General features: G+C 56.2%; 20 protein-coding genes and 1 tRNA gene. 17 read left to right on the top strand and 4 right to left on the bottom strand.

What is annotated here, in order from left to right; translation table 11 throughout:
* Positions 1-27: 27 nt before the first annotated feature.
* Positions 28-1,872 carry an ABC-F family ATP-binding cassette domain-containing protein gene (locus tag QZ822_RS04115; protein WP_294642796.1) on the bottom strand — a complete coding sequence of 615 codons (1,845 nt, stop codon included), beginning with the start codon at positions 1,870-1,872 and terminating at the stop codon, positions 28-30.
* 231 nt (positions 1,873-2,103) lie between these two features.
* Here QZ822_RS04115 and QZ822_RS04110 point away from each other — a divergent pair.
* The 3 genes from QZ822_RS04110 to QZ822_RS04100 all read left to right on the top strand — a co-directional run bounded on the left by QZ822_RS04110 (position 2,104) and on the right by QZ822_RS04100 (position 4,718).
* Positions 2,104-2,174 (top strand) — tRNA-Gln (locus tag QZ822_RS04110).
* An 88-nt stretch (positions 2,175-2,262) separates the two neighbouring features.
* On the top strand, positions 2,263-3,717 hold the full coding sequence (gene glmU, locus QZ822_RS04105; RefSeq protein WP_294642795.1) for a bifunctional UDP-N-acetylglucosamine diphosphorylase/glucosamine-1-phosphate N-acetyltransferase GlmU: 1,455 nt from the start codon (positions 2,263-2,265) through the stop codon (positions 3,715-3,717).
* A gap of 20 nt (positions 3,718-3,737) precedes the next feature.
* Positions 3,738-4,718 carry a ribose-phosphate diphosphokinase gene (locus tag QZ822_RS04100; RefSeq protein WP_294642793.1) on the top strand — a complete coding sequence of 327 codons (981 nt, stop codon included), beginning with the start codon at positions 3,738-3,740 and terminating at the stop codon, positions 4,716-4,718.
* 147 nt (positions 4,719-4,865) lie between these two features.
* On the opposite strand, the gene QZ822_RS04095 is transcribed toward QZ822_RS04100, so the two are convergent.
* Entirely contained in the window at positions 4,866-5,990 is a 1,125-nt protein-coding gene (locus tag QZ822_RS04095) for a low molecular weight phosphatase family protein (protein ID WP_049346761.1), read from the bottom strand.
* 477 nt (positions 5,991-6,467) lie between these two features.
* Here QZ822_RS04095 and QZ822_RS04090 point away from each other — a divergent pair, with 477 nt between their 5' ends.
* The 3 genes from QZ822_RS04090 (at position 6,468) to QZ822_RS04080 (ending at position 10,218) form a co-directional block, all read left to right on the top strand.
* Complete coding sequence (locus tag QZ822_RS04090) at positions 6,468-7,283, top strand: glycosyltransferase family 2 protein (protein WP_239663441.1); 816 nt, start codon at positions 6,468-6,470, stop codon at positions 7,281-7,283.
* 32 nt (positions 7,284-7,315) lie between these two features.
* Positions 7,316-8,392: an acyltransferase gene (locus tag QZ822_RS04085; protein WP_049346759.1), complete on the top strand. Its 1,077-nt coding sequence runs from the start codon at positions 7,316-7,318 to the stop codon at positions 8,390-8,392.
* 152 nt (positions 8,393-8,544) lie between these two features.
* Positions 8,545-10,218, top strand: coding sequence for an ABC transporter ATP-binding protein (locus QZ822_RS04080; RefSeq protein WP_239663442.1), 1,674 nt, complete (start codon positions 8,545-8,547; stop codon positions 10,216-10,218).
* A gap of 100 nt (positions 10,219-10,318) precedes the next feature.
* Here QZ822_RS04080 and QZ822_RS04075 read toward each other — a convergent pair whose 3' ends face one another.
* Positions 10,319-11,287, bottom strand: coding sequence for a glycosyltransferase family 2 protein (locus tag QZ822_RS04075; protein ID WP_053089017.1), 969 nt, complete (start codon positions 11,285-11,287; stop codon positions 10,319-10,321).
* Positions 11,284-12,246 (bottom strand): alpha-1,2-fucosyltransferase, encoded by a 963-nt coding sequence (locus tag QZ822_RS04070; RefSeq protein ID WP_049355022.1) that lies wholly within the window; start codon positions 12,244-12,246, stop codon positions 11,284-11,286. The genes QZ822_RS04075 and QZ822_RS04070 overlap by 4 nt, the downstream gene beginning before the upstream one ends.
* Positions 12,247-12,427: 181 nt before the next feature.
* Here QZ822_RS04070 and QZ822_RS04065 point away from each other — a divergent pair, with 181 nt between their 5' ends.
* The 11 genes from QZ822_RS04065 to QZ822_RS04015 all read left to right on the top strand — a co-directional run bounded on the left by QZ822_RS04065 (position 12,428) and on the right by QZ822_RS04015 (position 25,674).
* Positions 12,428-13,348: a glycosyltransferase family 2 protein gene (locus QZ822_RS04065; protein ID WP_294642786.1), complete on the top strand. Its 921-nt coding sequence runs from the start codon at positions 12,428-12,430 to the stop codon at positions 13,346-13,348.
* Positions 13,349-13,606: 258 nt separating this feature from the next.
* On the top strand, positions 13,607-14,605 hold the full coding sequence (locus QZ822_RS04060; RefSeq protein WP_294642784.1) for a glycosyltransferase: 999 nt from the start codon (positions 13,607-13,609) through the stop codon (positions 14,603-14,605).
* Complete coding sequence (locus QZ822_RS04055; protein WP_294642782.1) at positions 14,596-15,696, top strand: RNA-binding protein; 1,101 nt, start codon at positions 14,596-14,598, stop codon at positions 15,694-15,696. The genes QZ822_RS04060 and QZ822_RS04055 overlap by 10 nt, the downstream gene beginning before the upstream one ends.
* Positions 15,696-16,424, top strand: a complete 729-nt coding sequence (locus QZ822_RS04050; protein WP_294642780.1) for a cytidylyltransferase domain-containing protein — start codon at positions 15,696-15,698, stop codon at positions 16,422-16,424. The genes QZ822_RS04055 and QZ822_RS04050 overlap by 1 nt, the downstream gene beginning before the upstream one ends.
* A 90-nt stretch (positions 16,425-16,514) precedes the next feature.
* The gene (locus QZ822_RS04045; protein WP_049355027.1) at positions 16,515-18,758 is read left to right on the top strand and encodes an N-acetylneuraminate synthase family protein; all 2,244 of its coding nucleotides are present in this window, start codon (positions 16,515-16,517) and stop codon (positions 18,756-18,758) included.
* 11 nt (positions 18,759-18,769) lie between these two features.
* Complete coding sequence (locus QZ822_RS04040) at positions 18,770-19,855, top strand: acyltransferase (protein WP_294642776.1); 1,086 nt, start codon at positions 18,770-18,772, stop codon at positions 19,853-19,855.
* Positions 19,852-20,967, top strand: coding sequence for a glycosyltransferase (locus tag QZ822_RS04035; RefSeq protein WP_049355029.1), 1,116 nt, complete (start codon positions 19,852-19,854; stop codon positions 20,965-20,967). Before QZ822_RS04040 ends, QZ822_RS04035 begins: the two co-directional genes overlap by 4 nt.
* On the top strand, positions 20,964-22,358 hold the full coding sequence (locus QZ822_RS04030) for an O-antigen ligase (RefSeq protein WP_294642774.1): 1,395 nt from the start codon (positions 20,964-20,966) through the stop codon (positions 22,356-22,358). The genes QZ822_RS04035 and QZ822_RS04030 overlap by 4 nt, the downstream gene beginning before the upstream one ends.
* 2 nt (positions 22,359-22,360) lie before the next feature.
* Positions 22,361-23,401 carry a glycosyltransferase family 4 protein gene (locus QZ822_RS04025; protein ID WP_049346739.1) on the top strand — a complete coding sequence of 347 codons (1,041 nt, stop codon included), beginning with the start codon at positions 22,361-22,363 and terminating at the stop codon, positions 23,399-23,401.
* A gap of 65 nt (positions 23,402-23,466) precedes the next feature.
* Positions 23,467-24,414 carry a glycosyltransferase family 2 protein gene (locus tag QZ822_RS04020; protein ID WP_049352040.1) on the top strand — a complete coding sequence of 316 codons (948 nt, stop codon included), beginning with the start codon at positions 23,467-23,469 and terminating at the stop codon, positions 24,412-24,414.
* A gap of 12 nt (positions 24,415-24,426) precedes the next feature.
* Positions 24,427-25,674, top strand: a complete 1,248-nt coding sequence (locus QZ822_RS04015; protein ID WP_049355031.1) for a glycosyltransferase — start codon at positions 24,427-24,429, stop codon at positions 25,672-25,674.
* Positions 25,675-25,730: the final 56 nt, after the last annotated feature.

Genomic DNA, 25,730 nt, shown 5'->3' with positions numbered 1-25,730 from the left:
ACCGGCATTCCTCTATATCAGTAGGCGTTAGCCCAGCAGTTCGGAGAGTTCGAGCCAGCGCATTTCTAGCTCGTCAATCTCGTCCTGAAGCGCCTGCTGCTGCTCACCGAGTGCCGCCAAACCGGCGTAGTCCGAGGCATCGTGCGCGCTCATCTGCTCGGAGAGTTTCTCCTGCTCCGTGGCAAGCTTCGCCAAGCGGCGCTCAATTGCACCGGATTCCTTCTGCGCCGCACGCTGCTCGGCACCGGAAACCTTCGGCTTAGCAGCTGTCTCAGCCTCCTGCGCTGAAGCTTTCTGCGTCGGGGAGGCGGAACGCGCCTGTGCGGAACCGGCGGCAGAGCCACCAGCACCTGCCGCCGAGAGCGCCAGGTACTCGTCCACACCGCCGGGCAGATGGCGGAACGAACCGTCAATCACGGCGTACTGCTGGTCGGTCACGCGCTCCATGAGGTAACGGTCGTGGCTGACCACCAGCAGGGTGCCCGGCCAGGTGTCCAGCAGATCCTCCATCGCGGCGAGCATATCGGTATCCAGGTCGTTGGACGGCTCGTCGAGAATCAGTACGTTCGGTTCATCCAGCAGAATCAGCATGAGCTGCAGGCGACGCTTCTGACCACCCGAAAGGTCCTTGACCGGGGTAGACAGCTGTGCACTGGTGAAGCCCAGACGCTCCAGCATCTGCGAGGGGGACAGCTCCTTACCATCGGCAATGTAGCTACGCTTCTTGCGACCAATCACATCCGAGACGCGGTCGTTAGCAACCTCGTTGAGTTCATCGAGCTGCTGGGTCAGGGTCGCAATCTTCACAGTCTTACCGTGCTTGACGCGGCCCTCGGTCGGCTTCAGATCGCCGGTCACCAGGGAGAGCAGAGTGGACTTACCTGCGCCGTTCACGCCCAGGATTCCGGTGCGCTCGCCGGGGGCAATACGCCAGGTGACCTTTTTCAGCACGGGACGCTTACCGCCGGGCATTGAGGGGTCGTCGTAGACGACGGAAACGTTTTCGAGGTCGACCACGTCCTTGCCGAGGCGGGAGACCGCCATCTTCTTCAGCTCCACGGTGTCACGCACCGGCGGAACGTCCGCAATGAGGGCGTTGGCGGCATCAATGCGGAACTTCGGCTTGGAGGTACGCGCGGGCGCACCGCGGCGCAGCCAAGCGAGCTCCTTGCGCATCAGGTTCTGACGCTTCGCCTCCGCTGCGGCTGCCTGACGGTCACGCTCCACACGCTGCAGGATGTACGCTGCGTAGCCGCCCTCGAAGGGCTCGACGATGCGGTCGTGCACTTCCCAGGTGTCGGTACAGATTTCGTCGAGGAACCAGCGGTCGTGGGTGACGACCATGAGTCCGCCAGCATTCTTGGACCAGCGGGACTTCAGATGGTTAGCGAGCCAGGTGATGGCTTCAACGTCCAGGTGGTTGGTGGGCTCGTCGAGCATCAGCACGTCCCACTCCTGCGCGAGCAGGGAGGCGAGCGCTACGCGTCGACGCTGACCGCCAGAAAGAGAAGAAACCGGCGCGTCCCAGGGCAGGTCGGAGACCAGACCGGAGATAACGTCGCGGATGCGCGCCTGCGACGCCCACTCATATTCGGGGGTGTCGGCCACAATCGCGTAGCCGACCGTGTGGTCGTCGTCGAGTACGTCGGATTGGTCGAGGTAGCCGATGCGGGTGCCGCCGCGCACGGTGACGCGGCCGGAGTCTGGTTCGAGCCGGCCGGCAAGGATCTTCATGAGGGTGGACTTGCCGTCGCCGTTACGGCCGACAATACCGATGCGGTCGCCTTCGTTCAGACCGACCGTGATGCCTTCAAAGATGGTTCGGGTAGGGAATTCGAGGTGCAGCGATTCGCCGCCAAGTAGATGTGCCACGCCTTCTAGGGTACAGGGTGAGTCTTCGGTTCAAGTAGCGCTCCAAGCTTTGATGAGGGGCTACATCAGTGTTGAGAAATGCCGCGGGGTTTTGCCTGGGTGCGCGGCGAGGTTGAGGACAGATATTTGATAAACTGAGGAAAGCATTTCCTGCATTGCGCTGTTCTGTGCCCAAAATGGCGGCTAACGACGGTGGGGACCTTCGGGGGACTATCGGCGATGTATGGATAATCCGCCATGGTGTAATGGCAGCACAGCGGCCTTTGGAGCCGTTTGTCTAGGTTCGAGTCCTAGTGGCGGAGCGTAAGCACTCAACGGCACCGTTGATTAGAGAGTTAGCGGTCCGCGCTCGCTCCTCGCTCTTACAACCTCGTCTAAGGAGTCTTCCCAGTGAATACTGAACTGGCACCCTCTGCGGTAATTGTTCTCGCCGCAGGCGCTGGTACGCGCATGAAGTCCGTTACCCCCAAGGTTATGCACGGCATTGGTGGTCGTTCCATGGTTGAGCACGCTGTCGCCGCTGCACGTGACCTGAACCCTGAGCGCCTTGCTGTTGTGGTGCGCCACCAGCGCGATAAGGTTGCTGAGCACGTTTTGGCTTTTGATTCTGAATTAACCATTGTTGACCAGGATGAGATTCCCGGTACCGGCCGCGCTGTTGAGGTCGGTCTGAACGCTCTGGATGCTCAGGAAACCGTTTCCGGTACCGTTTTGGTGACCTACGGCGACGTTCCTCTGCTGCGCCCCGAGACCCTGCGTGAACTGATTGCTTTCCACGAGGAAGATAAGAACGCTGTCACCGTGCTGACCACCCACGTGGATGAGCCCGGCGCTTACGGCCGTATTGTCCGTAACCAGGCTGGCGAAGTCACCGCCATTGTTGAGGCGAAGGACGCTTCCCCCGAAGAGCTCGAAATCACCGAGATCAACTCCGGTATTTACGCTTTTGATGCTGCAGTCCTGCGTGAGGCGCTGCTTGAGGTGACCACCAACAACGCTCAGGGCGAGAAATACATTACTGACGTTCTGTCCATTGCTCGTTCGAAGGGTCACCGCACCTCCGCTCTGGCTATTGAGGACCGTTGGGAGGTCGAGGGCGCTAACGACCGCGTGCAGCTGGCTCAGCTGGGTCGTATGCTCAACAACCGCATCCTCGAGGCTCACATGCGTAACGGCGTGACCATCGTTGATCCTGAGAACACTTGGGTTGACGTCACCGTCACCATTGAGAACGACGTAACCCTGCTGCCGGGCGTGCAGCTGCACGGCTCCACCACCGTCGCTACCGGCGCCACCATTGGCCCGGACACCACCCTGACCGACATGACCGTTGAGGCTGACGCTACCGTCATCCGCGCTCACGGTTTCGGTGCTGTCATTGGTGAAGGCGCAACTGTTGGCCCCTTCGCATACCTGCGCCCCGGTACCACTCTGGGCAAGGACGCTAAGCTTGGCACCTTCTGCGAGGCTAAGAACTCGCAGATTGGTGATGGCGCAAAGATTCCGCACCTGTCCTACGTTGGTGACGCCACCATTGGTGAGGGCGCAAACATTGGTGCTGGCTCTATCTTCGCGAACTACAACGGTCTGGTGAAGAACCGTTCCGTTATTGGTGCTCATGCTCGCATGGGCTCCGCAGGCATTTATGTTGCACCTGTTACCGTCGGTGACGGTGCCTACTCCGGCGCGGGCGCGCTGATCCGTAAGGATGTTCCTGCGGGCGCCCTCGCCTACTCTGAGACTTCCCAGCGCACCATCGATGGCTGGGTCCTGAAGAACCGTGCCGGTACCGAACCCGCCGAGGTAGCTAAAGCTGCTGGTGCGCAGGAACCGGCAGAATCCTAATTCGAGGAAAGAACAACACCATGAGTAGCGAGATTACCAACCCCGGTGAGCGCAAGCTTGTAGTGGTCTCCGGTCGAGCACACCCCCAGCTTGCCGAGGAGATTGCACAGGCACTTGATCACGACCTGCTGCCCACCTCCGCATACACCTTCGCCAACGGCGAGACCTACGTTCGCTTTGAGGAGTCGGTGCGCGGTGCGGACGCTTTCGTGATTCAGTCGCACCCGGCACCCATCAACGAGTGGCTCATGGAGCAGCTCATTATGATCGATGCGCTCAAGCGCGCATCCGCTCGCTCTATTACCGTGGTGTCTCCTTTCTACCCCTACGCTCGTCAGGATAAGAAGCACAAGGGTCGTGAGCCTATCTCGGCACGTCTGATTTCTGACCTGTACAAGACTGCTGGTGCTGACCGCCTGATGTGCGTGGACCTGCACACCTCGCAGATTCAGGGTTTCTTCGACGGTCCGCTGGATCACCTGTTCGCAATCCCGGTGCTGGCTAAGCATATCCGTGAGCGCGTTGAGGACCTGTCGAACGTGACCGTGGTTTCTCCGGATACCGGTCGTGTGCGTGTGGCTGAGCACTGGGCTGACCTGCTGGATGGCGCACCTCTGGCATTCGTGCACAAGACTCGCGACATTAATGTCCCCAACCAGGCTGTTTCTAAGACTGTTGTAGGTGACATTGAGGGTCGCACCTGCGTGCTGATTGACGACATGATTGACACCGGCGGCACCATTGCTGGCGCTGTGAAGGTCCTCATGGACAAGGGCGCGAAGGAAGTTATCATCGCAGCAACTCACCCGGTTCTGTCTGACCCGGCTGCTGAGCGTCTGTCTCAGTGCGGTGCTGTGGAGGTCGTCGTGACCAACACCCTGCCTGTGCCGGAAGAGAAGCAGTTCGATAACCTGACTATTCTCTCCATTGCTCCGTTGATTGCTCGCGCTATCCGCGAGGTCTTCGACGAGGGTTCTGTGACCGAGATTTTCGATCACTAAGCTTCTAAAGCCTAACGAAAGTCCCCCGCTGACTACTGTCGGCGGGGGACTTTCTACTCTTGAGGCTAAGTTGTAGAGGCTAAAGCTAACCCGGCTGGAACAGATATCTGTTCCAGCCGGGTTAGCGCTGTATTTAGCCTCGTATGGTTAGCGATGCGCCTGTGCGAGCCAAGGCAGAATCACGCGCAGGGACTGCTCCACCTCGTCCACTGCGACCTTAGCGGCTGCGGGGCCACGGCGGTAGGGGTCTTCCAGCTTGTCGGTATCAAGCGGGCGGGCGCCGTAAGAGTAGAGGTAGGACAGCGGTTCGGCGCGGCGAGCATCTTCGCGGATACGTGCAACCTGCTTGAGCAGCTTAATCTTGGAGTGGTGTTGGGGCCACTCGCGCACAATCCAGTCGGCATGCACCTTCTCAGCCACCAGGATGATGGTGGCGTTCTCAATAATCTGGCCGTTGAGCTGGCGGGACGCGAAACCTTCGGGGTTGTAGCCGCGCTCAATGAGTTCGTTGGCCACGTGTTCGTAGACGCCGTGGCCGACGAGGGCACCGGTGCCTGCGCTGGCGAAAATCCACTTGTCTTCCAGACCGTACTCGGCGGCAAGGTGCTTGGAGATGACCTCGCCGGATGCGCTACGGGCAATGTTGCCGGTGCACACGAAGAGCGCTTCGAAGGGGCCGTCCTTACGTGTGCTGTCAGCCTGGTTGAGGGTGCTGGGGGAGAACTTGAAGAGGGAGGGGCGTTCGCTGCGGGGTTTCGTTGTCTGGCGGGAAGCCTGCGTATTCTGGCTGTTGGCTTCTTCGGGGTTGGCAAGCTCTTCGGCATCAACGGTGGGCGCGTTGCGCTGACCCACGCGGATAATGTTGGGTCCTGCGGGCTTTTCGTCTACGTCGAGAATGTCACCGGGGGTAGCCTCGATATCGGTGTGGGTGAGGGGCTGCGCGGAGACGGTTGCGGTGCCGTCGGCGCTGAGCTCTTCTTCCGGGGTGACTTCCTGTACGGTTACCTTGGTGGGGGAGTGATCTTTATAGTCCTCGATGGCTTCGCGGAGCGAACCGTCGGGGGTGATGGTACGACCGGCTACCCCGCGGCGGTTCTTGCCTGCCAGTTCGGGGTTGCTCTTAATGAGGGAACGGACTCCATCGGCAATATTCGCGGAGGAAGAAGCGGGGGGTGCCGGGTGCTCCTCGGCGGTTTCTGCGGAGTTGGTTTTGTCCTCGGAGGACCCCCACGCGTACTTGTCCTTGAGGGACTTAATGTTGAAGATGCCCATCAAAAAGCCTTTTCTAATTGACGTACCCAACAGTGAACAGGGAAGCCGGAAGTGTCGGGTTGGTTGAATGAATAGTATCTATCATACCGAGTTACTTGCACCTTCAACGGTTCCTTTTCCTGCGTGTGGCGAATACCCTACAGATGTACATAATGTTGACGTAACTATTGAGTATTCTCGAACGAAAAATGACCTAAAGTACAGAAAACTTTCTGAGGGCGAGGAAAGCCTGCGTGTTAGAATTATGGCTAGCATCTACTCATCACTCCTCAAACTCATGGGCTCGTCTATATCTTGTGACGGGTCGAGAAAGGCATCATGAACCTTCTCTCAAAAATCCGCTCAGAATTGGGTCAGCTTAGTTATTCCTTTAAACGGCGAAACACCCCTAAACTCTGGCGAGATCAGGTTGAAGCCATTCGTTTTCTCAAAGTCCATAACCTTCCTGCACCGCGTCTTAAAGGTCCTCGTCAGGAAGTGTGGGCTGTTTCTGTCGTTAAGAACGAGCTAGATATTTTGCCCTCTGTGCTCGACCATCTTTTTGCCCAGGGAATTGATCGGATTATTGTCGCTGACAACCTCTCGACTGATGGTACTCGTGAGTACTTGCGTCAGCGAGCAAACGAGGATTCGCGACTTATCTTTGCTGAAGATAACTGCGACCGGCATATTCAGTCTGAGAAGATAACCTATCTTTCGCACTTGGCTTGGCGTAGTGGCGCTCGCTGGATTATTCCTTTTGATGGTGACGAATTCTGGTATGCGGAGGATGAGAAGCTTGGTGATTTCCTGCGCAACGCACCCGATAACATGGGCATCTACTATGCAGGATTCCACCACACTGTACCTACCGTTGATTCGCCTGAGAACATCGTGGACACCGAATTGGTGATGGACGCTTCCTACCCCTTCCCGGGTAAGTGCGCTTTCCGTTCCCACCCCTTCGCTGTGGTCATCCCAGGTAATCACGATGTGTGCCGTCTTGGCGATATTGAGCAGCGACTTGAGATTGTTCACCTGCAGTACCGAGGCATTGCTCAGATTGCCCGTAAGGTACGCGTGGGAACCGAGACCTCCCGTCGTACTGGTGAGGATTTGAGCTACTTCGCGCCTCACTGGGAAGCGGGTAGCAAGCTCAGCGATGCTGAAATTGCTGAGGTATGGGAGAACATTTCGCATGGCCGTCCCGATGAGCGTATTAAATTCGTAGCTAAGGGGCCGATGGTGTGGGGCAAATTCCTACAGTGGCGTTACTGGAATGAAGACGGTTCGATTGCTAAGGGAGATGCTTAATGACAGCGCCCGTACGCCCAGCATCCAGGATTATGTTGGATTCTCTGACTGCTGTGCGCGGTCCGGCGGCACTTCTTGTGTTCGGGTACCACGTTATCCACGGGACTCAATGGGCTAACTGGCTTCCGGGTGCGCGCCTCGGTTATGTGGGTGTTTCGCTCTTCTTTATTCTTTCTGGATTCGTGTTGGCATGGTCGTATAACAAGAACGCTGGGGCGAAGAACTTCTATCTTCGCCGCTTTGCGAGGGTATACCCTCTGCATCTCTTCTTCTATTGCGTGGCGTTGCTGGGTCTTCTACTGTTCGGAGTGTCTAACTCTGCTGGAGACCTCAACCCGCTGAGTGCATTGCTGAATCTGGTTCTGTTGCAGGCATGGGTACCGTCCTGGGAAGTTATTTTCTCAAATAATGCGGTGAGCTGGTCACTCTCCTGCGAGGCATTCTTCTACCTCATGACCCCGTTCGTACTGAACCGCCTGGATGGTATGCGCTACCGTGTGAAGGCTGCTCTACTGGGTGGCTGGTTCCTACTGATGGCAACGGTCTCCTATATTCTGGCCGCCCAGTCGAACTTTATGGACGTGGTGGTGTACGCTAACCCACTTCTGCGCTCGGGCGAGTTCGCACTCGGCCTGGCTCTGGGCCTCTTTGCTCTCAAGGTGCGTGATGGTTACCGCGTTCCCGTGATTCACGGTTACCACTGCTTGGCCATGATTGCTATAGCTCTCGGCGCCATGTACGTCAGCTCGAAGTTCTACCTGCTACAGACGGCTCATGGCCTGCTACTGGCACCGGTCTGGGCGGTATTGATTCTTGTATTGGGGCTCTGGGATATCCAACGTTCCGCTCAGCCTCGCGAAAAGAACGTGTTCTGGAAGATTGGGGTCGTTGCTGGTGAAGCAAGTTTCGCATTCTACCTGGTGCATGAGCTGGTGCTGGCTTACGTGCGATCGGTACCTTCGGCTGCATCCGCTCACGGCGGTATAACGGGTCTGGTGTACGTCGTAGTTTCTCTTATCATCGCGAGTATTCTCGCGCTGCTGGCTCATTATTATATTGAGCGTCCAGCTCATCGTTTCATTGTGAAAAAATATTCACAGAAGGTATAGGTTTTATTGTGAAGAGTGTTTACTCTAAAATTCGGGTTTTTTTCCCGGGTAAAAAGTTTAGGCTCTTGGTACTAAACATTTTGGGTCTCTTTGCGGTATCGCTTTTTGAGATGCTTGGTGTGGCTCTCGTGCTTCCTCTGGTGAACCTCGCTATGGGAACCCCACGTGAAGGCTTCATCCTGAAAGTTTCTAACTTCTTCGGCGATCCGGATACCCCCACCCTAATTGTTATCTTCGGCGTGGCTCTCGTCGCAGCATTTGTTTTCAAGGGTGTCTTCTCCCTAATTATTCGTCGCTGGAGCCTCGGCTTCATCGCCACCCAGCAGAGCGCTGTTTCAGTGACTCTGCTAAACCGCTACATGCGCGAGCCCTACCTGGACCACCGTAAGCGTGGTACCGCCCCGGTGCTGAACTCCGTAAATGATGTGGTGGGTCAGGCCTACGGTACCTTTGTCAACGGTGTGCTTGGCTTTATCGGTGACTTACTGTCAATTATTGTGTTGATGGTAATGCTACTAGTCATTATGCCGGTGCCTGCTCTTCTCGCCTTTATCTACTTCGGTCTGGCTTCGTTCGTGCTACAGGCTGTGCTCAAGCGCAAGAACCGCGAACAGGGCGTCATCGTACTGAATGCGACTAAGGGCGCGCTGGACGCGGCTATCGAAGCTGTAGTGGGCTTCCGTGAAATCCGCATGTACGGTGTGACTGAACGCTACACCTACCGCTACCAGGAAAAGCGAATTGACTCTGTTAATGCGTCAATGCGTAGTGCTTTCCTCTCCGATTTCCCGAAGTACACCTTGGAAATCATCTTCATTGTTGGTATTGCTGCTCTCTTGGCCTTTATGAGCGCTACGCAAGGTGCTGATAGCACTGGCTATTTGCTTCTCTTTGCTGGTGCCTGCATTCGTATTTTGCCTAACTACACCCGTATGGTTGCCTCTCTTGGTAGCATCCGTGCAGGTGAACATGCGAGTGATACACTGCTGGAAGAGCTTGAACACCTTACCCCTGAAGAGCGTATGTTCAAGATGCCCTCCGCACCGGTCGTCCCGAAGGATCACGACTACATCAACAAGAGCATTGAGCCTGTTAATATTCAGATTGATAATCTGACCTTCCAGTACCCTGACGGTGATAAGCCTGTGCTGAAGGACATCACTCTTGATATCCCGATGGGCTCCTCAATTGCTTTTGTGGGTGGTTCTGGTTCGGGTAAGACTACTCTGATTGACCTTATTCTGGGTCTCTTTGCACCGACCCGTGGTCAGGTGCTGCAGAATGGTGAGTCGATTCTGAAGGACCTGCGTTCCTGGCACCAACATATCGGCTACGTTCCCCAGGATGTCTTTATCGCAGATTCCACTGTGCTGGAGGCTGTAGCATTCGGACTAAAGCCTGAGGAAATTGACGTGGAACGTGTCAAGTACTGCCTCGAAGTGGCTGCTCTGACCGAGGTTATCGACTCTCTGGAGAATGGCCTGGAAACTAAGATTGGCTACAACGCCACCCGTTTGTCGGGTGGTCAGAAGCAGCGCCTGGGTATCGCCCGTGCACTGTACCGTAACCCGAGTGTGTTGATTCTGGATGAAGCAACCAGCGCATTGGACAACGAGACCGAGCACAAGATCACGAAGACCATCGAGCGTATTTCTAAGGACATTACGGTCATTATCGTGGCTCACCGATTGTCGACGGTTCGTAATGTTGACCAGCTGGTTTATCTCTCCAAGGGACAGATTGCTAATCAAGGTACCTTTGTGGAGGTGCAGCAGGCCAACGCTGAATTCGCTAACCTGGTGAAGCTGGGCCAGTTGCCGGATTAGTCTCATAGGTTGCATATCTAAAGCAGAAGGGGCTCTCGTCATGAACGAGAGCCCCTTCTTTTGTTTATGTTGTATTTTTTACCGTCTGGAAATATCCGTGTTAAATACCTGTAGCCGTCTTTTCTTTGAGCAAATGAACGATTTCTTTAAACTCTTGAGGTAAAGAGCCAATAGATGTAAGAGGGCCAGTTGGATGCCAAGTGACGGTTTCATGGTTAACTTCGCCGCGCAAAAGTGCTTCCCATAGGGGGGTAGCACTTTCAACGGTTATATCACCATTACGTCTCCAATGGTATCCCATCTCTTCAGGCAGATTGGTGGCTTCCAACGCCTTAGCCCCTTGACGTAGCTTGCGCGTAAATTGTTCTTTTGAACGCCAGGGGTAGTGGATGATAGCAACTTCATTAAGCTTCTGCTTACCCGGTGCAATGACCTCATGGTTGCCCATTTTGATAACTGCATTCTCCCAGCGTGAGAAACACACTTTCAGATCCCAGTGGGGAGTTGGATCAATCCTGAGAGTAGGTCCTTCAATACTGGGAAAAACGTTGTACAGCTTCGTCAGCTCGACAGTATGACCCTTTTGCGAGCGTAGGACTTCCGATAGCGGAGCAGAAACACCATACCAAAATTCATCAGCGTCGAAAGGGATAATCCATTCAGCGCCCGCTTCCATCACCCGGTCAGCAAGCCAAGTCATTTTCTCTGACTGGTAGTAGGCTAGCTCACGGTCCTGAATAACGTGCACCGGTAGATTCTTGCTGAGTTCGAGCAGCAGCTCATAGGTCCCATCAGAAGAGCCATTATCGGCTGCTAAGATATGGTCCACACCTTGATTGAGTAGATGTCGGATCGTCTGCTCGACGATATCTGCTTCGTTTTTCACCATGGTTATGCCCCAGATGAAGGGACCAGAGGGGAGATCCGCGTGGGTAAATGTTTTGTTGAGTGAAGCGTAACGCTCTTTAAACTCAGCACTCTCACGGAGCTCAATCGCTTCGCGTTTTTTATCACGATTAATTTTTAGCAGGAAAAGCTGATGCTTGAGGGATTTAAGAGCGTTAATCACAGCAGTTCACCCGTAATCCAGTTTTTACCTTCGGGATGATGCACAGCAACCCAATGAGTGCGGTGCATCTTTGGGCGGCTCTGATAGGCACGATCGTCTACAGGAATAACTTGATGAATATCAGGGGAAAGGACAACCTTCTGAGCTAACAACTCACCGATGTAAGCCCCCCAATAGCCGAAGGTCGTATTGGTTAGAATCAGGTAAGGCGCGCTAGCCACAAGGGCCAGGTCATCGAACATGCCAGATCCCTGCTTTTCGAAAATGCAGGGCGCAACTGAGCTCAGATGTGAGAGATTTTCCTCGCACCACTGAAGATCATCTGATACAAAAATAATTTTTGAAGGAGTAACGGTATCCTGAAGCTTCTTCAGTGCTTCCTCCACATAGGTCACCGTATCAATTCCGAAAACCTCACTAATTTGAGGCACGGAATAGTAATCGCCTCGGCGAACATTAATGACGAGAGAATTTTCATCCACTACATTCTGCATTCTTGCAAGGCGCTCACTAAAGGCCTCTGAAGAAAGAAGATATTCGCGAATAAAAAAGTGCAAATCTTCTTCGCTGATATCTTTCTCAATATCCGTCGGGAAGTAGCCGCTACGGCGGGTGAAGAACGTGTACTCTGACAAAGGAGCCGTAATAGAGGCAAGTTTCGGGAATTCCTCGGTCCATGCCTCCATACCGGGACCGTAGAGCAAAGATGCTTTATCGGTACCGTGATGGCGCAGAGTCGCAGCGCGGGCCCATAGATACAGCCAATTGCCTCCCCGGGAGATAGGGTAGGAAAGGAGAATAAATTTTTCACCGCGACGTAGAAGGTTAATATATTTCCCCAAATACTTATGGCGAATAGAGCTGTAAGCTGCAGTGACAGCACGTTTGAAAGCGGGTTGCTGAACAGTGTATACGGCGACCCTTTCTGATTCATTGATGGGTTGGATATCAGAATCCACGAGAAAGTCCCCTTTCGAATGTGTAAGATGGCGAGTTGATAGTGGGTGAGTATTTGTTACCTGTATAGGTAATCGAAAAGTGCAGCTGAAAAAGTAGTGAAGTTGTATAATCCTAGAGACGATAGCACCCACCGCTACGGTGGTTTCTATTATCCCTCTCACTCAAGAAAGATTGTAATACATGACCTTCCTTCCCCGCGTTTCTGCGGTTATTCCTTTCTACGGCGAGCCGGAACCGGTTCTTGCCATTATTGACACTCTGCGTACTCAGCAGGGCATTGACCCCGCCGATATCGAGATTATTGTCTCTGATGATGTTTCTCCCACCCCCTTCCCCGAGGTTGAGGGTGTGACCGTGGTTCGCCGCCCCGTCAACGGTGGTTTCGGTAAGGCTGTGAACTCCGGTGTTGCTGCCGCGACCGGTGAATGGGTTTTCATCCTCAACAGCGACCTGGAGCTGGATAACAGCTTCGTCTCGCGTATGCTTGCAGCCGTGGAACGCCACGGCGAGATCCTGGCTAGCCCGCAGATTATTGGCCACGACGGCAAGCAGCAGTGGGTGGCTCGCAAGTTCCCCACCGCGGCACATGTGGCATGGGAATGGTTCACCCCGCTGGCTCGTTTCAAGCCGACCAACTGGTGGCACCGCGGTGTTGGCCACGATGTTGAGGCCTGCACCGGCACCTCGGACGCGAAGGTCGACTGGGTTATGGGTGCGTGCATGGTTGTTCCTCGCGCGACCTTCAACCGCCTTGGCGGCATGGATGAGCGTTTCTACATGAACAGTGAAGAGGTGGACTTCCAGTATCGCCTCTCGAACGCTGGCGTGGACCGTTACCTGATTCCTTCGGTGACTGTAACCCACGAGGGTGGCGGATCTTCGCCTTCTGAGCGTCGTGTACAGTGGCTGACCACTGCTCGTTTCATTTATGCGGATAAGTGGGGCTGGGAGAAGAAACTTGCTGTTGCTCTGCGTGCTACCAGCTACGCGAACTTCCTGGTGAACTCGGTACGCGGCCTGCGCAATAAGGACGTGGATGCTCGTGGCTTTCTCGCCACCGAGCTGGAGCGTATCGCCAAGGCAGAGCGCCGCGAGAATTAGACGCGAAACGTGCGGGATCTACAGCGGTAGTTACGCAAGATTTTGAACGCGACATCACAGAAGGCACATATAGAACGTAGGAGGCGACACAGTGCACTCGAGTGTGTCGTCTCCTGCTTTCGTTGTAAAATTTCAGTAGGTATGTTTTGCCTCAAGTTCTAGGTGAAACTTTCCGTTCCTCTTCACTCCAACACATAGCACCGCACGGTTTTACCCTGCGGGTTCGTATAGCAAACGCCGACAGGATTCAATCCTCATATGACTCAGCCCAAACTTCTACTGCTCTCGCCCGCATTCCACGGGTACTGGAAGGCAATTCAGGCATCTCTGGAAGTGCACGGATACGAAGTGCGCACCCACATCTACGATGCGCCGGGTACTCTGCCCGAGCGTATCCTCAACAAGCTTGCCCACGAGCTGCCCGAGAAGTACCGCCCCGAAAGCTTCGCAGCGCAGGCAACCCGTAAGGCTATTGACGCTTTCAACGAGTTCCGCCCCGATATTGTGCTGGTCATTAAGGGCGATATGCTCTCCCGCGAATGGTGGGACCTGCTGGAGACTTCCGGTGTTCGCTACGGCACCTGGCTCTACGACGAAATGCGCCGCATGAGCTACACCGAAGAGGACCTGCACCACCTGGGCGCGCTGGCAAGCTACAGCCCGCTGGATGCGCAGCACCTGCGTGAGCAGGGTTTCGAGGTACTCGACATGCCTAACGCCTACGACACCCACTGCCCGGTTGTCCCCATGCGCGAGGACTCCATCAACTTCGTGGGCGCTAAGTACCCCAACCGTGAGGAGACCCTGCAGGCCCTCGTCGCCGCCGGTCTGCCGGTTCGCGCGTACGGCCGTGCCTGGTCGCGTCACCCCTACGATATTCTGCGCACCAAGCAGTTCAAGGACTCCGGTGTTCCCGCCGGCCGCGACATCGACCGCTCCGAGGCGTACGGCATTATGGCGTCCTCCCCGGCAACGCTGAACATCCACAATAACCAGGATGGCTTCACCATGCGTACCTTCGAGGCGCCCGGCGTTGGCGCCCTGCAGGTGATTGACCGCCCCGACGTGGACCGCTACTACATTCCGGGTGAAGAGGTTTTGGTGTACGAGAGCATCGATGAGCTCATCGAGATTTGTACCCGCATTTTCCGTGACCCGAAGTGGGCGCGAAAGATTCGTGAAGCCGGTCAGAAGCGTACTCTGGCCGAGCACACCTTTGATCAGCGCGTCAAGATTTTGGAGCAGCTATGGGCCTAACCTATCCCCTCGACATTGATGCATGGGCCGCCTGGCAGAAGCGCCAGAATACCCTGCGTTGGGCTAAGGGCGAGGCCCGCAGCCTTATCGGACGTCTGCGCGGGGGCGCGGCTGAACAGGAAGCACCTGTTGGCGGTGTTCTCTACACCCGCGGCGCTGTACCCCGCGTGCTCATCGTGCTCGATTCTTTCTCCCCGACGAGCCGTAACTCCCTGCTGGAGCCGCTCAAGTACCTCGAGAACGTGGGCGTGGCCCTGTGGGTCCCCGAGGACGCCTCGGAGTACCTCAACGGCCAGTACGCCACCGAGCGTTACGGCCGTGATGCCTGGACCGAGCAGGAAGTGACGGGCGACCAGCTGCAGGGGCTCCTGCCCGGTGTGCGCGTGGTTCTTTCCCTTGGTCATTACCTGGCACGCGGTGCGGCAGCCTATGAGTTCTCTCGCGCGATTGGCGCTGAGTACTGGGTTGTTCAGCACGGCCTGCTGGTGCCTCAGGCACCGCCGCTACCGGTTGGATGCACCCTGCTGGCTTTCAGCGAAGCGGACGCCCAGTTCTGGGCATCGGGTCGCCGCGATGTCACCACTCACGCGGTGGGTTCGCAGCTACTCTACCTGGCGGCACAGAAAGCTGCCGGTGCTGAAGCGCAGAAGCAGAACGACCTGGAACCGATTTTCCTGGGACAGATGCACGGTGCGGAACTGCCGCGCGCATCCTTCGCGTACGCTTCGCACTCCTTCTTGAAGAAGTTTGGTGGAACCTACCGCCCGCACCCGAGCGAGAAGGACAAGCTGTCGGTGCTGACCCACAAGCTGTGGGAGAAGGAAGGCATCCGCATTGACCGCTCCGGCACTCCGCTGAACGAGGTGCCAAACCCGGTGGTGTCCATCTTCTCTACCGGTGTTTTGGAGGCTGCAATCCGCGGTATCCCGGCGTGGGTTTACCACCCGGCACCGCCGGCATGGCTTGTGGAATTCTGGGACCGCTACGGCATGAACCAGTGGGGTCAGGAACCGACCCCGGCACCGGTTCAGCCGAAGAAAGAACCGGCACAGCGTATCGCTGAACTCATGATTGAAACTTTGGAGGCATAATGCGTATTCTCTGCGTCATCCCCGTGCGCGGTGGCTCAAAGGGCATTCCGCGTAAGAACCTGCGCCCCATCGCGGGTAAGCCGCTGGTCGCATGGACCATCGAGCAGGCACTGGCTGCTAAGGAAGAAGTAGCCGGCGAGCACGAGCTGCGTGTTGTCCTCTCCACCGACGATGCTGAGCTGGCTGATATCGCCCGCGAGTACGGTGCTGAGGTACCGTTCATTCGTCCGGCACACCTGGCTGAAGACACCACTGCAACCGAGCCGGTCATCGAGCACGCCATCGAGTTCTACACCGAAAACGGTTGGGAACCCGAGGCTGTCATGCTGCTGCAGGCAACCAGCCCGGTGCGTCTGCCCGGTACTCTGGCTCGTGCGGTCCGCCAGTTTGCGGAGAACGGTAAGGACTCCATGGTCGGTGTGATTCCGATTGGTCCGTTCATCTGGACTTGGCACGCTGACGGTGAGCCCACCGCAGCGTTCGAGATTATGGCTCGCCCGCGCCGCCAGGAGCTGACCAAGGAAACCTTCCGCTACCGCGAGAACGGCTCGATGTACATCACCAAGACTCACGTGTACATGGACCACCACAACCGCCTTGCGGGTTACCCCGGCGGTACCATTGACTTGTTCATGCTGGACGAGGTCGAGGGCGTCGACATTGATGCACCGATTGACTTCTCCGTGGCAGAGCACCAGCTCACTCAGATCCTGGCCGAAGGCAAGTAACCTTCACCAGCGGCAGTACCTCGTCTGCCGCTCCCGGCTTGACCGGCACTCAGGCATTCAACTAAACACTCAAACGAAAAGGTCAAAATCGTGATTATTGAACGCAATATTGCCCCCTACGTGGTCTTCGCTGAAGACCCGATTCTCAACGCACTGCAGAAGATTTCTGCTAACGGCCAGCGCATCATCTTCCTGGTGAACGAGTCCGGTATTCTGCGTGGTTCGCTCTCTGACGGCGACTTCCGTCGTTGGCTGATCGCTAACCCGACCGCATCCCTGGAGACTAGCGCCCTGGACGCTGCGAACACCAACCCGCAGACCGCACCGGCTGACGCTGACCCCGAGACCCTGCGCGGATACTTCGCGAAGGGCATCAACCACGTTCCGCTGACCGACGAGCGCGGTCACCTCGTGGCGCTGGCAATGGACGAGCAGGACGTTCTGCGCATTGGTAAGCACACCATCAGCGAGGATTCCCCCTCCTTCATCATTGCTGAGATTGGTAACAACCACCAGGGTAGCGTTGACTTCGCTAAGGAACTGGTGGACCTGGCTGTTGAGTCCGGCGCGGACGCTGTGAAGTTCCAGCTGCGCGACATGGACGCTCTGTACCGCCAGCGCGGCGCAGCAACCGCAGGTGAGGACCTGGGCGTTCAGTACACCCTGGACCTGCTGTCCCGCTTCTCCCTGACCGTTGACCAGATGTACGAGGTCTTCGACCACGTCAAGCAGCACGACATGGACATCATGTGCACCCCCTGGGACGCACCCTCCGTTCAGGCACTGGTTGACTACGGTATCCAGGGCATGAAGATTGCTTCTGCCGACCTGACCAACCACGAGCTGCTGCGCGACGTGGCTTCCCGCGGCCTGCCCATGCTGGTCTCCACCGGTATGAGCCGCGAAGAGGAAATCCGCGAGTCGGTTGCCCTGCTGCGTAACGCTGGCGCATCCTACGCTCTGCTGCAGTGCCAGTCCGCATACCCGGCACCCTTCAAGGACGTCAACCTTGCGTACATGGACCGCCTGGCTGAAATCGGTCAGTGCCTGGTCGGCTACTCCGGCCACGAGCGTGGCTACCACGTGCCGATTGCTGCTGTTGCTCGCGGCGCGAAGATTATCGAGAAGCACTTCACCACCGACAAGACCCTCGAGGGTAACGACCACACCGTCTCCCTGCTGCCCGAGGAATTCAAGGCAATGGTTCAGCAGATCCGTGAGGTTGAGACCGCTATTGGTTCTGCTGCTCCTCGCGAGGTGTCCACCGGTGAGCTGATGAACCGCGTGAACCTGGCAAAGTCCCTGGTTGCTACCCGCCACATCGCTAAGGGCGAGGTCGTGACCGAGGCTGATGTTGCTGTGAAGTCCCCCGGCCGCGGTCTGCAGCCGAACTACCTGCCGCAGCTGCTGGGCCGCACCATGCAGCGCGACGTTGAAGAAGGCTCGTTCTTCTTCGAGGGTGACCTGAAGGACGACCTGGTGACCCGCCGCGACTTCAAGTTCGACCGCCCCTGGGGTCTGCCGGTTCGTTACCACGACTACAAGCCGCTGATTGAAGAGGCTAAGCCGGACTTCCTGGAGTTCCACTTCTCCTACAAGGACCTCGAGATTAACATCGACGACGTCTTTGACTCCAAGCTGGACATGGGCTTCACCACCCACCTGCCCGACCTGTTCGCAGGTGACTTCCTGGTGGACCTCGCGTCCAAGGATCCTGAGGTGTGGGAGCGCTCCATCGCTGAGGTCCAGCGCACTATCGACATCACCCGTGACCTGACCCGCTACTTCACCGTAGACGAGGACCCGGTCATGGTTGTGACCATGGGTGGCTTCACCAAGGACAAGCACATCCCCGCTGCTGCACGTGCTGAGAAGTACGAGCGTATCGGTGAGGCTCTGAAGCGTCTGGACGCATCCGGCGTTCGCCTGGCTGCTCAGACTCTGCCCCCGTACCCCTGGCTGATGGGTGGTCAGCAGTACCACAACCTGTTCCTGGATCCGAAGGACACCGCAGAGTTCTCGCGTGCATTCGATACCGCACTCTGCCTGGATATCTCCCACACCATGCTTGCATGCAACTTCCTGAACATTCCGCTGTCGGAGGCTGTTGAGCAGCTGGCACCGCTGTCCATTCACCTGCACCTGGTGGACGGCACCGGCGTTGACGGTGAGGGCGTTCAGGTTGGCGAAGGCGATGTCGACTGGGCATCCCTGGGTAAGCAGCTGCGTGAGCTGGCGCCGAAGGCATCCTTCATTCCCGAAATCTGGCAGGGCCACATCAACAACGGTGAAGGCTTCTTCACCGCACTGGACCGCCTCGAAAAGTGGCTGTAGGATTAGCGTCTATGGCCAAGTCTCAGACCGTAAAAGCTCGGGAGGGTGAAATTCTGGATCAGAATTTCATTACTCCCGGGCGTTTCCGGGAGCTAGACGGGTTCCGTGGCCTGGCTGCTATTACCGTGGTGATTTATCACCTGGGTATTCCGGCTACTCAAAATTACCCGCGAACCGCCCCCTCGCCTTACGATATTCCTCTGGGCGAGCTGGGTGTTCAGCTCTTCTTCATTATTTCTGGCTTTGTAATCCTGCTCAGCGCTATCAAGAGCGGGTCGGCACTGAAGTTCGCGGTTTCGCGTTTTTCTCGTATTTACCCGACATACTGGTTTGCGCTGGCTGTATCAGCGCTGGTGTATTTCATCTATGGAAACCCCGGACGCCATATTACGATTCCGCAGACCCTAATCAACACAACGATGTTGCAACGCTTCCTGCGTGTGGATAACGTGGATCAGGTGTACTGGACGCTGGCAGTTGAACTGCAGTTCTACGTGATGGTCGCCCTGTACCTGATTATCAGGAAGGGAAAGATTTACCGTGGGGAGCTGACTACGATTCTGCTTACCTGGTCGGTTATCGGTACGGCTCTGTGTCTGCTTTTCCACCCTGAGGCTTCTCTCGGTGGAGCACCGAAGATGATTGTGTGGGCTGCGGTTGCGGAACATTCTTCGCTCTTTAGTCTGGGCATGATGTTCTTCATGTACAGTCATGATCGAAAGTTCACCTGGCACATTCCGTACTTTGCAATTCTGGCTTCCCTCAACGCAGCGCTGATGCATGATCTTGCTCATGGAATCGGTGTGGCGCTGATTAGCCTGGTGTTCTTCATCGTTGTATACCTGAAGAACGTTCCGGTACTTGCAAAGGGTCCGCTGAATTTCTTGGGACGTATTTCCTACCCCCTGTACTTGGGCCACGCTATGGTCGGCTATATGCTGGTGGATCTGTTCTACCCGGTGGCTGGTCCCTGGGGGGCACGTATTATTGCATTGGTTTTGGTGGTTTGCTTCGCCTACCTGGTGCATATTTCCATTGAAACTAAGGTTTCTGCATCCTTCCGTTCTTTCCTCACTCGAAAGTTGACTAAGGCATGACCTCTACACCAACGGCTCTATGGGTCGTTCCGGTTCCCGATTTTGGCGGGGTAGCTCGGCACGTTGTCGATATGGCACGTGCCGGGCTCCCCGGCTTTAACCTGGTGGTTCTCGCACCCGAGGGTAAGCTCACGAACCGCCTTGAGGAACTGGGCGTCACCGTCATCAAAGCTGACTTCGGCCCCGACTACGGTTTTAAGACTTCCTTTGCTTCTCTACAGAAGGCTATTGAGCAGGTCCGCCCGGATATCGTGCACAGCCACCTGGCGTATGCGGACGTTGTAGCGACCGCTGTAGTCAACGCGCTACGCATCCGTAGCGTCATCAAGCGCGGCACCTGTGTGCCGAAGCTCCTGACCACTGAGCACGGTATCGCCGGTAATGACTCCGTGTATCACGGTAGCTCTTGGCGTTCTAAGCTCATGGAGACCGTACACCGTGTGCGTCTGTGGGGTACCAATCAGGCGATTGCTGTTTCTCGTTCTACCGCTGATCAGATGCGTGCCAAGTGGGGCGCTCGTGGCGTGGAGCTGGTGTACAACGGCGTGGATATTCCCGAGGTGCACGCGGCTGTTGAGCAGCAGTGTGTGCCTGCTGATGGCGGTCCGCGTATTCTTTCGCTGTCTCGCCTGTCCCCTGAGAAGGGTATTGACGTGCTGCTGGACGCTTTTGCGCAGCTTCGTGCTGATTACCCGCAGGCTCATCTTGAGATTGCGGGCTCTGGCGATTTGGCTTCCGAGTTGCAGGCTCAGGCTCAGCGCCTGAAGCTGGGTGATTCGGTGACCTTTAGCGGTTTCGTTAACCCGATTGAGGCGATGGGCCGCAGCGACATGATTGTTCAGCTGTCGGTGTGGGAGAACTGCTCCTACACTCTGCTGGATGCTAAGGCAGCCGGCTTGAAGACGGTCGCTACCGCTGTGGGCGGCAACCCGGAGATTCTGGGCGCCGATGAGCTGGTGGACCGCCAGAGTGCAACTCTGACTCAGGATGTTCTGCAGGCTATGCGCGCGCAACTGCAGAAGGGGGAATCGGTGCCTTTTACCTGGATCTCAAACGCGCAGATGGCTGCTCAGACCGCCGAGATATACGCTCGTATTTTGGAGAAGAAATGACTGTAGCTCACTCTCAACCTGCATCTGGAACCCAGTATCCAGGTGCCGCATCGAGCAATGCCACTCGCTTTGGGCAGGCTGCGAAGGCTGAAGCAAAGTACCTTGCTGGTAGTGTGTCCAAGCTATCGATGCTCGATTTCTGGGCGGGGTTCGGCCTGATTTTTATTGGTATTACAACAGCGTTCTTCGCCATGCCAGTTGGAACTGTTGTGGTGATGGTGCTTGTACTCTACAACTTGACTAAGCCTGCCAAAATCGAGAACACCTACAACGGCTTGTTCTTTACGATTCTTCTGTTGGCCATTGGCTGGGCACTATTTGAGACTTTGACGTTCAACAGCTTCCCTGTTGAATATGCGATTCGTCGTGCTGTGCGTATGGCGGTTGTGGTACTGCTTGCTCTGCAGATTGCGCAGAAGAAGATTGATATCCGTTCTCTACTGTTTGGTGTGGCCTTTGGCCTCTTGATCAACGTCATTGGCTTCTACGCGGGTATCGCACCTGATAACTATGGTGGTACGTTGACCGGTTGGCTCAATGATAAGAACCAATCGGGTCTGTACTATGCGCTTTTCGGTTTCCTCTTTGTCGCTATGGTCAGAAAGACAAGCCACCGTATTGCTGCTATTGCTGTTAGCGCGGGCATGTTGTGGCTGACTGGTTCTCGCACTTCATTGGCGGCGTACGCATTCGCCGTCCTGTGGTTGTACTTCTCCTACCGTCTGAATCTCTTCGGCAAAGCTGTTCTGGCGTATCTGTTCTATCTAGGCGTGAACTACCTGGAAGATAACTTTGCTCGTGCTGGTGCTTTCTCGGATCGCCTCGGTAGTGACCTATTGCGTCAGCGAATTGACGAAGGAATGTACCGCATGATTGATGTGGTTCCGTGGTACGGCGGCGGTTTGGGTACTGCACAGGTTCCGCTACAAGACCGATACTTTTACTTCCACAACTCATATATGACGCTGGTCCAGGAGGCCGGATGGGTCTATATGATTGTGGTTGTATCCTTGATGATTTCTGCCGCATTCATCTGGAAGCAGCAGCGTACTCAGCGCATTGTTATTGCCGAAGCCGCAATGGTGATTATCATTATTACCTCTCAGCGTCTTGGAGAGGTGATTCTGACTGTGCCGTGGGCTATCGTGGTGGGTCTTGCATTGCTGTACCTGAACCCGGATAAGGATCTGGATGCTTCAGATAGCGGACAGCAGGAACCAGGTGCTATGCAGAAGGTGCAGAGTAGCGATAAAAAACCTGCGCTGCAGAACGGCGAGCTCATCGAGAATGAAGCTCCTGCCTCTGTAACCCATCAAGAAACGCCTAAGAAGTTGACTACTTCTAAATCGTTTGACGTCAGTTCTATCCGTCAGCAGGCGAGGAAAGTATAACGATGAAAGAACTCTACATCGCCACCAATAACGGTGACATGGGCGGCGGCGAGGTCATGCTCCTGAACATTGCCCGCGCAGCCCGTAGCCTTGGCTACAAGGTCACTATTGTGGGTCCTTCCGAGCCGAAGCAGCTTGTAGAAGCTGCTGCGGATGAGGGGTTCCCCCGCATTGTCTTGCCAGCTAAGAACCGCGCACAGTACATGGTGGCTCTGCGTAGCTGGCACGCTCGCCATAAGGACGTTCTGTTGTGGTGCAATGGTCTGGTTCCCGCAGCGGCAACGGGCGGCCGTAAGAACCGCATCGTGCACCTGCACCAGCTGCCTACCGGTGTGAACGCGAAGCTCGTACCCTTTGCCCGCCATAAGGCGTCTGTCACCCTGGTGCCTAGCCGCTATGTGGCTCGTGCCTGCCCCGGTAGCGAGCTGTTCGCGAACTGGGTCAGTGGCGTATCCACCGAGCTGGATCACCGTGTGGGGGAGCGCCGACTTCGCGTCGGTTACCTGGGGCGTTTGACTCCGTCTAAGGGCATCGCGACCCTGTGCCAGGCGATGAGTTCCTTGAACTCTAACGGTATTGAATACGACCTGGTGATTGGTGGCGAGCCTGTCTTCGCATCTGATGAAGAACGTGCTGAGGTTGAGGACGCCCTAGCCCGTGTTGCTACGTTCAGCACGCGTTTGGGCTGGACTACCCCAGACCGTCTTTTCGGTGACATTGACATGCTTGTTGTACCTTCGATTGCCCCTGAGTCCTTTGGCTTGGTGGTCGCTGAAGCGATGAGCGCGCGCGTCCCTGTGGTGGTCAGTGATGCTGGTGCTCTGTCGGAGGTGCTGGGCGGCGCGTCGTACCCGTACGTTGTGCCTGCTGATCAGCCGGTAGCTCTTGCGCAGGCCATTAAGAGCCTGGGTACTGAGCTTCGAGAAGATACGGATGCCCTGGCGGAGCGAACCTCCGAGCTGTTCTGGCGTTGGCAGGAGAATTACTCGCCTGAAGCAGGCAAGGTCCGTGTTGGTGAGATTCTGGAGCGTTTTATCCGCTAAGGTGCCTCTAAACGTATAGGCCATTCCCAACGGATATCCTCTCACTCAAACCCCGAAGGAAAATTATGACGACTACTCACCGCTACAAGGCTGCGGTTATCATTCCGTCTCGCGGTGGTGCAGATATTCTGCACTACCCGCTGGATGCGCTTGCCGCCCAGACCGAGAAGGACTTCCAAGTTATCGTGGTCCTCGACGGCGATATCGATAACAGTGAAGCTGTGCTTGACCGCTACATTGCCGAAGGCAAGCTGAACCTGACCAAGATCGTTTTCGAGGAGAACCGTGGCCGCGTGGCTGCGCTGAACGCTGGCCACCGTGCGGCTGATGCGGATGTCCTCATCCGTTGCGATGACGATCTTGAGCCGGCATCCGACTACGTCGAGGCGCAGATCCGCCTGCACCGTGATTATGACGGTGTGATTGGTACCTTGAAGAACGTGTACCCGGACACTCCCTACTCTCGTGTGTACGGTAACTTCCGCGATGCTCGATTCAAAGAGGGCGCCCTCAGTGTAGCTGAAGAAGGCCGTTGGCTGTACTGGAACGGTAACTCTTCTATCTCTGCGGAGTACTTTGAGCGTACTGGCGGCTACGACCCCGCGTACCGTCTCTACGGCTGGGAAGACGTAGACATGGGCAAAATGGTTCATGACGCTGGTGGCCGCATCATCATCTCTGATGAGGTTGAGGTCAAGCACTACGCCGAGGCTACCACCACTGCTGTGCGTGCCCTGCGTGCCCTGCACTCGGGTTCTGCCCGCACTATCTTCGTGCGTAAGCATGGTGAAGAAGCACACCCCGCCCCGAATCCGACGGGTCCGTGGGGTTTGCTGGTCAAGACCCTCGCTCGTTTCACCACGGAGAAGACCATTAAGGCTCTGGGCGATGCGAGCGATAAGATTCTGCTGAAGCTGCCCGCTAAGGCCGCTGAGAAGCTTGTGGCACTGCAGGTTGAGGCTGCATCTTACGCCGGTATTCACTACCCTGAGCGTGCTCAGAAAGTCTTTTAGGAGGAAAAGAAAATGTCACTCACTCAGCTCTTGACCTCCGCTCCGTTTACCGGGCCGAAGAACCCTGACGCGGTGCTCGCGGATATCCCGAAGAGCCTCAAGAAGCTTGCCCATCTGGCGCGCCGTTACGTGCCGCTGGTCAAGCCTGAGGCTACTGAAGAGATAGCAATTGCCCACGACTACCTGACTCAGCGTGGCGGTGCGGAGCGTGTTGTGCTGGCAATGCATCGTGCATTCCCTGACGCACCGATTTACACGACTTTGTACGACCCGGAGGGCACCTTCCCGGAGTTCAAAGATGCGAAAATCATCACCAGCCCGCTGAACAAGATTGGTTACCTACGTCGTAACCACCGCATGGCTCTGCCAATTCTGCCGATTGCTTCTTCTTTCCTGAAGGTACCGGCTGAGCGCGCTGTGGTATCGACGACCGGTTGGGCGCACGGCTTCAACTTCGCCGGCCGCAAGTTCATTTACTGCCATTCGCCGGCGCGATGGCTGTACTTGAGCGATCAGTACCTGGGCGAGAAGAGCACCGGTCCCGTGCCGCTGTTGCTGAAGACCTTGCGTCCTGCACTGATGCTGTGGGATCACTGGGCTGCTCACCGCTCGGCTGTGTATGTGGCGAATGCGAGCGTCATTAAGAAGCGTATTGAGAATGTCTACGGTAAGAAGGACGTTCCGATTTTCTTCCCGCCGCACTCGGTAGACACCACCGCACCGGTTGAGCCTATCCCGGGCCTGGAAGAGTTCACCGAATCGGACGATTATTTCCTGATCGTTTCTCGCCTGCTGCCCTACAAGAATGTTGATAAGGCTGTTGAAGCCTGCAATGAGTTGGGTAAGAAGCTGCTGGTGGTTGGTCGCGGCCCGGAAAAGGAACGCCTTGAAGCGCTTGCAGGCCCCACTGTTCGTATCGTTTCTGGCATTTCGGACGCCCAGCTGCGTTACGCGTACCGGCACTGTCTGGCTCTGCTGGCTATCTCCTATGAAGACTTCGGTATTACTCCGTTGGAGGCTGGCGCCAGCGGTAAGGCTGTGATTGCGTACCGTGCGGGCGGCTTCCTGGACACCATCCAGGAGGGCAAGACCGGCATGTTCATCAACCAGCCGACCGTGGAGCAGCTGGTGGAAGCTCTCAAGGCTTTCAACCCGACTGACTGGGACGCTGACTATATCCGCGAGCACGTTGACGGTTTCTCGGAGGCTCGTTTCATTAGCCGTCTAAAGACGTACGTGCAGGCTCTGCCCGAAGACTAAAAAGAGCTAGGCTGCTCATAGAAGAAGGCGGGGCGGTAGAAACTTTATAGTTTCTA

This window comes from uncultured Rothia sp. (genome assembly GCF_916715725.1).
Lineage (GTDB): Bacteria > Actinomycetota > Actinomycetes > Actinomycetales > Micrococcaceae > Rothia.
Note: the sequence above shows the minus strand (reverse complement) of the source record. Positions and strands in the feature narration are given on the sequence as shown.

What these genes read in the sequence shown, in the direction of transcription:
- QZ822_RS04055 (WP_294642782.1), top strand. Translation starts at nt 14,596, where the DNA reads ATGGGCCTAACCTATCCCCTCGACATTGATGCATGGGCCGCCTGGCAG.
- QZ822_RS04015 (WP_049355031.1), top strand. Translation starts at nt 24,427, where the DNA reads ATGTCACTCACTCAGCTCTTGACCTCCGCTCCGTTTACCGGGCCGAAG.
- QZ822_RS04080 (WP_239663442.1), top strand. Translation starts at nt 8,545, where the DNA reads ATGGGAACCCCACGTGAAGGCTTCATCCTGAAAGTTTCTAACTTCTTC.
- QZ822_RS04020 (WP_049352040.1), top strand. Translation starts at nt 23,467, where the DNA reads ATGACGACTACTCACCGCTACAAGGCTGCGGTTATCATTCCGTCTCGC.
- QZ822_RS04095 (WP_049346761.1), bottom strand. Translation starts at nt 5,990, where the DNA reads ATGGGCATCTTCAACATTAAGTCCCTCAAGGACAAGTACGCGTGGGGG.
- QZ822_RS04030 (WP_294642774.1), top strand. Translation starts at nt 20,964, where the DNA reads ATGACTGTAGCTCACTCTCAACCTGCATCTGGAACCCAGTATCCAGGT.
- QZ822_RS04050 (WP_294642780.1), top strand. Translation starts at nt 15,696, where the DNA reads ATGCGTATTCTCTGCGTCATCCCCGTGCGCGGTGGCTCAAAGGGCATT.
- QZ822_RS04035 (WP_049355029.1), top strand. Translation starts at nt 19,852, where the DNA reads ATGACCTCTACACCAACGGCTCTATGGGTCGTTCCGGTTCCCGATTTT.
- QZ822_RS04025 (WP_049346739.1), top strand. Translation starts at nt 22,361, where the DNA reads ATGAAAGAACTCTACATCGCCACCAATAACGGTGACATGGGCGGCGGC.
- QZ822_RS04060 (WP_294642784.1), top strand. Translation starts at nt 13,607, where the DNA reads ATGACTCAGCCCAAACTTCTACTGCTCTCGCCCGCATTCCACGGGTAC.
- QZ822_RS04100 (WP_294642793.1), top strand. Translation starts at nt 3,738, where the DNA reads ATGAGTAGCGAGATTACCAACCCCGGTGAGCGCAAGCTTGTAGTGGTC.
- QZ822_RS04085 (WP_049346759.1), top strand. Translation starts at nt 7,316, where the DNA reads ATGTTGGATTCTCTGACTGCTGTGCGCGGTCCGGCGGCACTTCTTGTG.
- QZ822_RS04065 (WP_294642786.1), top strand. Translation starts at nt 12,428, where the DNA reads ATGACCTTCCTTCCCCGCGTTTCTGCGGTTATTCCTTTCTACGGCGAG.
- QZ822_RS04040 (WP_294642776.1), top strand. Translation starts at nt 18,770, where the DNA reads ATGGCCAAGTCTCAGACCGTAAAAGCTCGGGAGGGTGAAATTCTGGAT.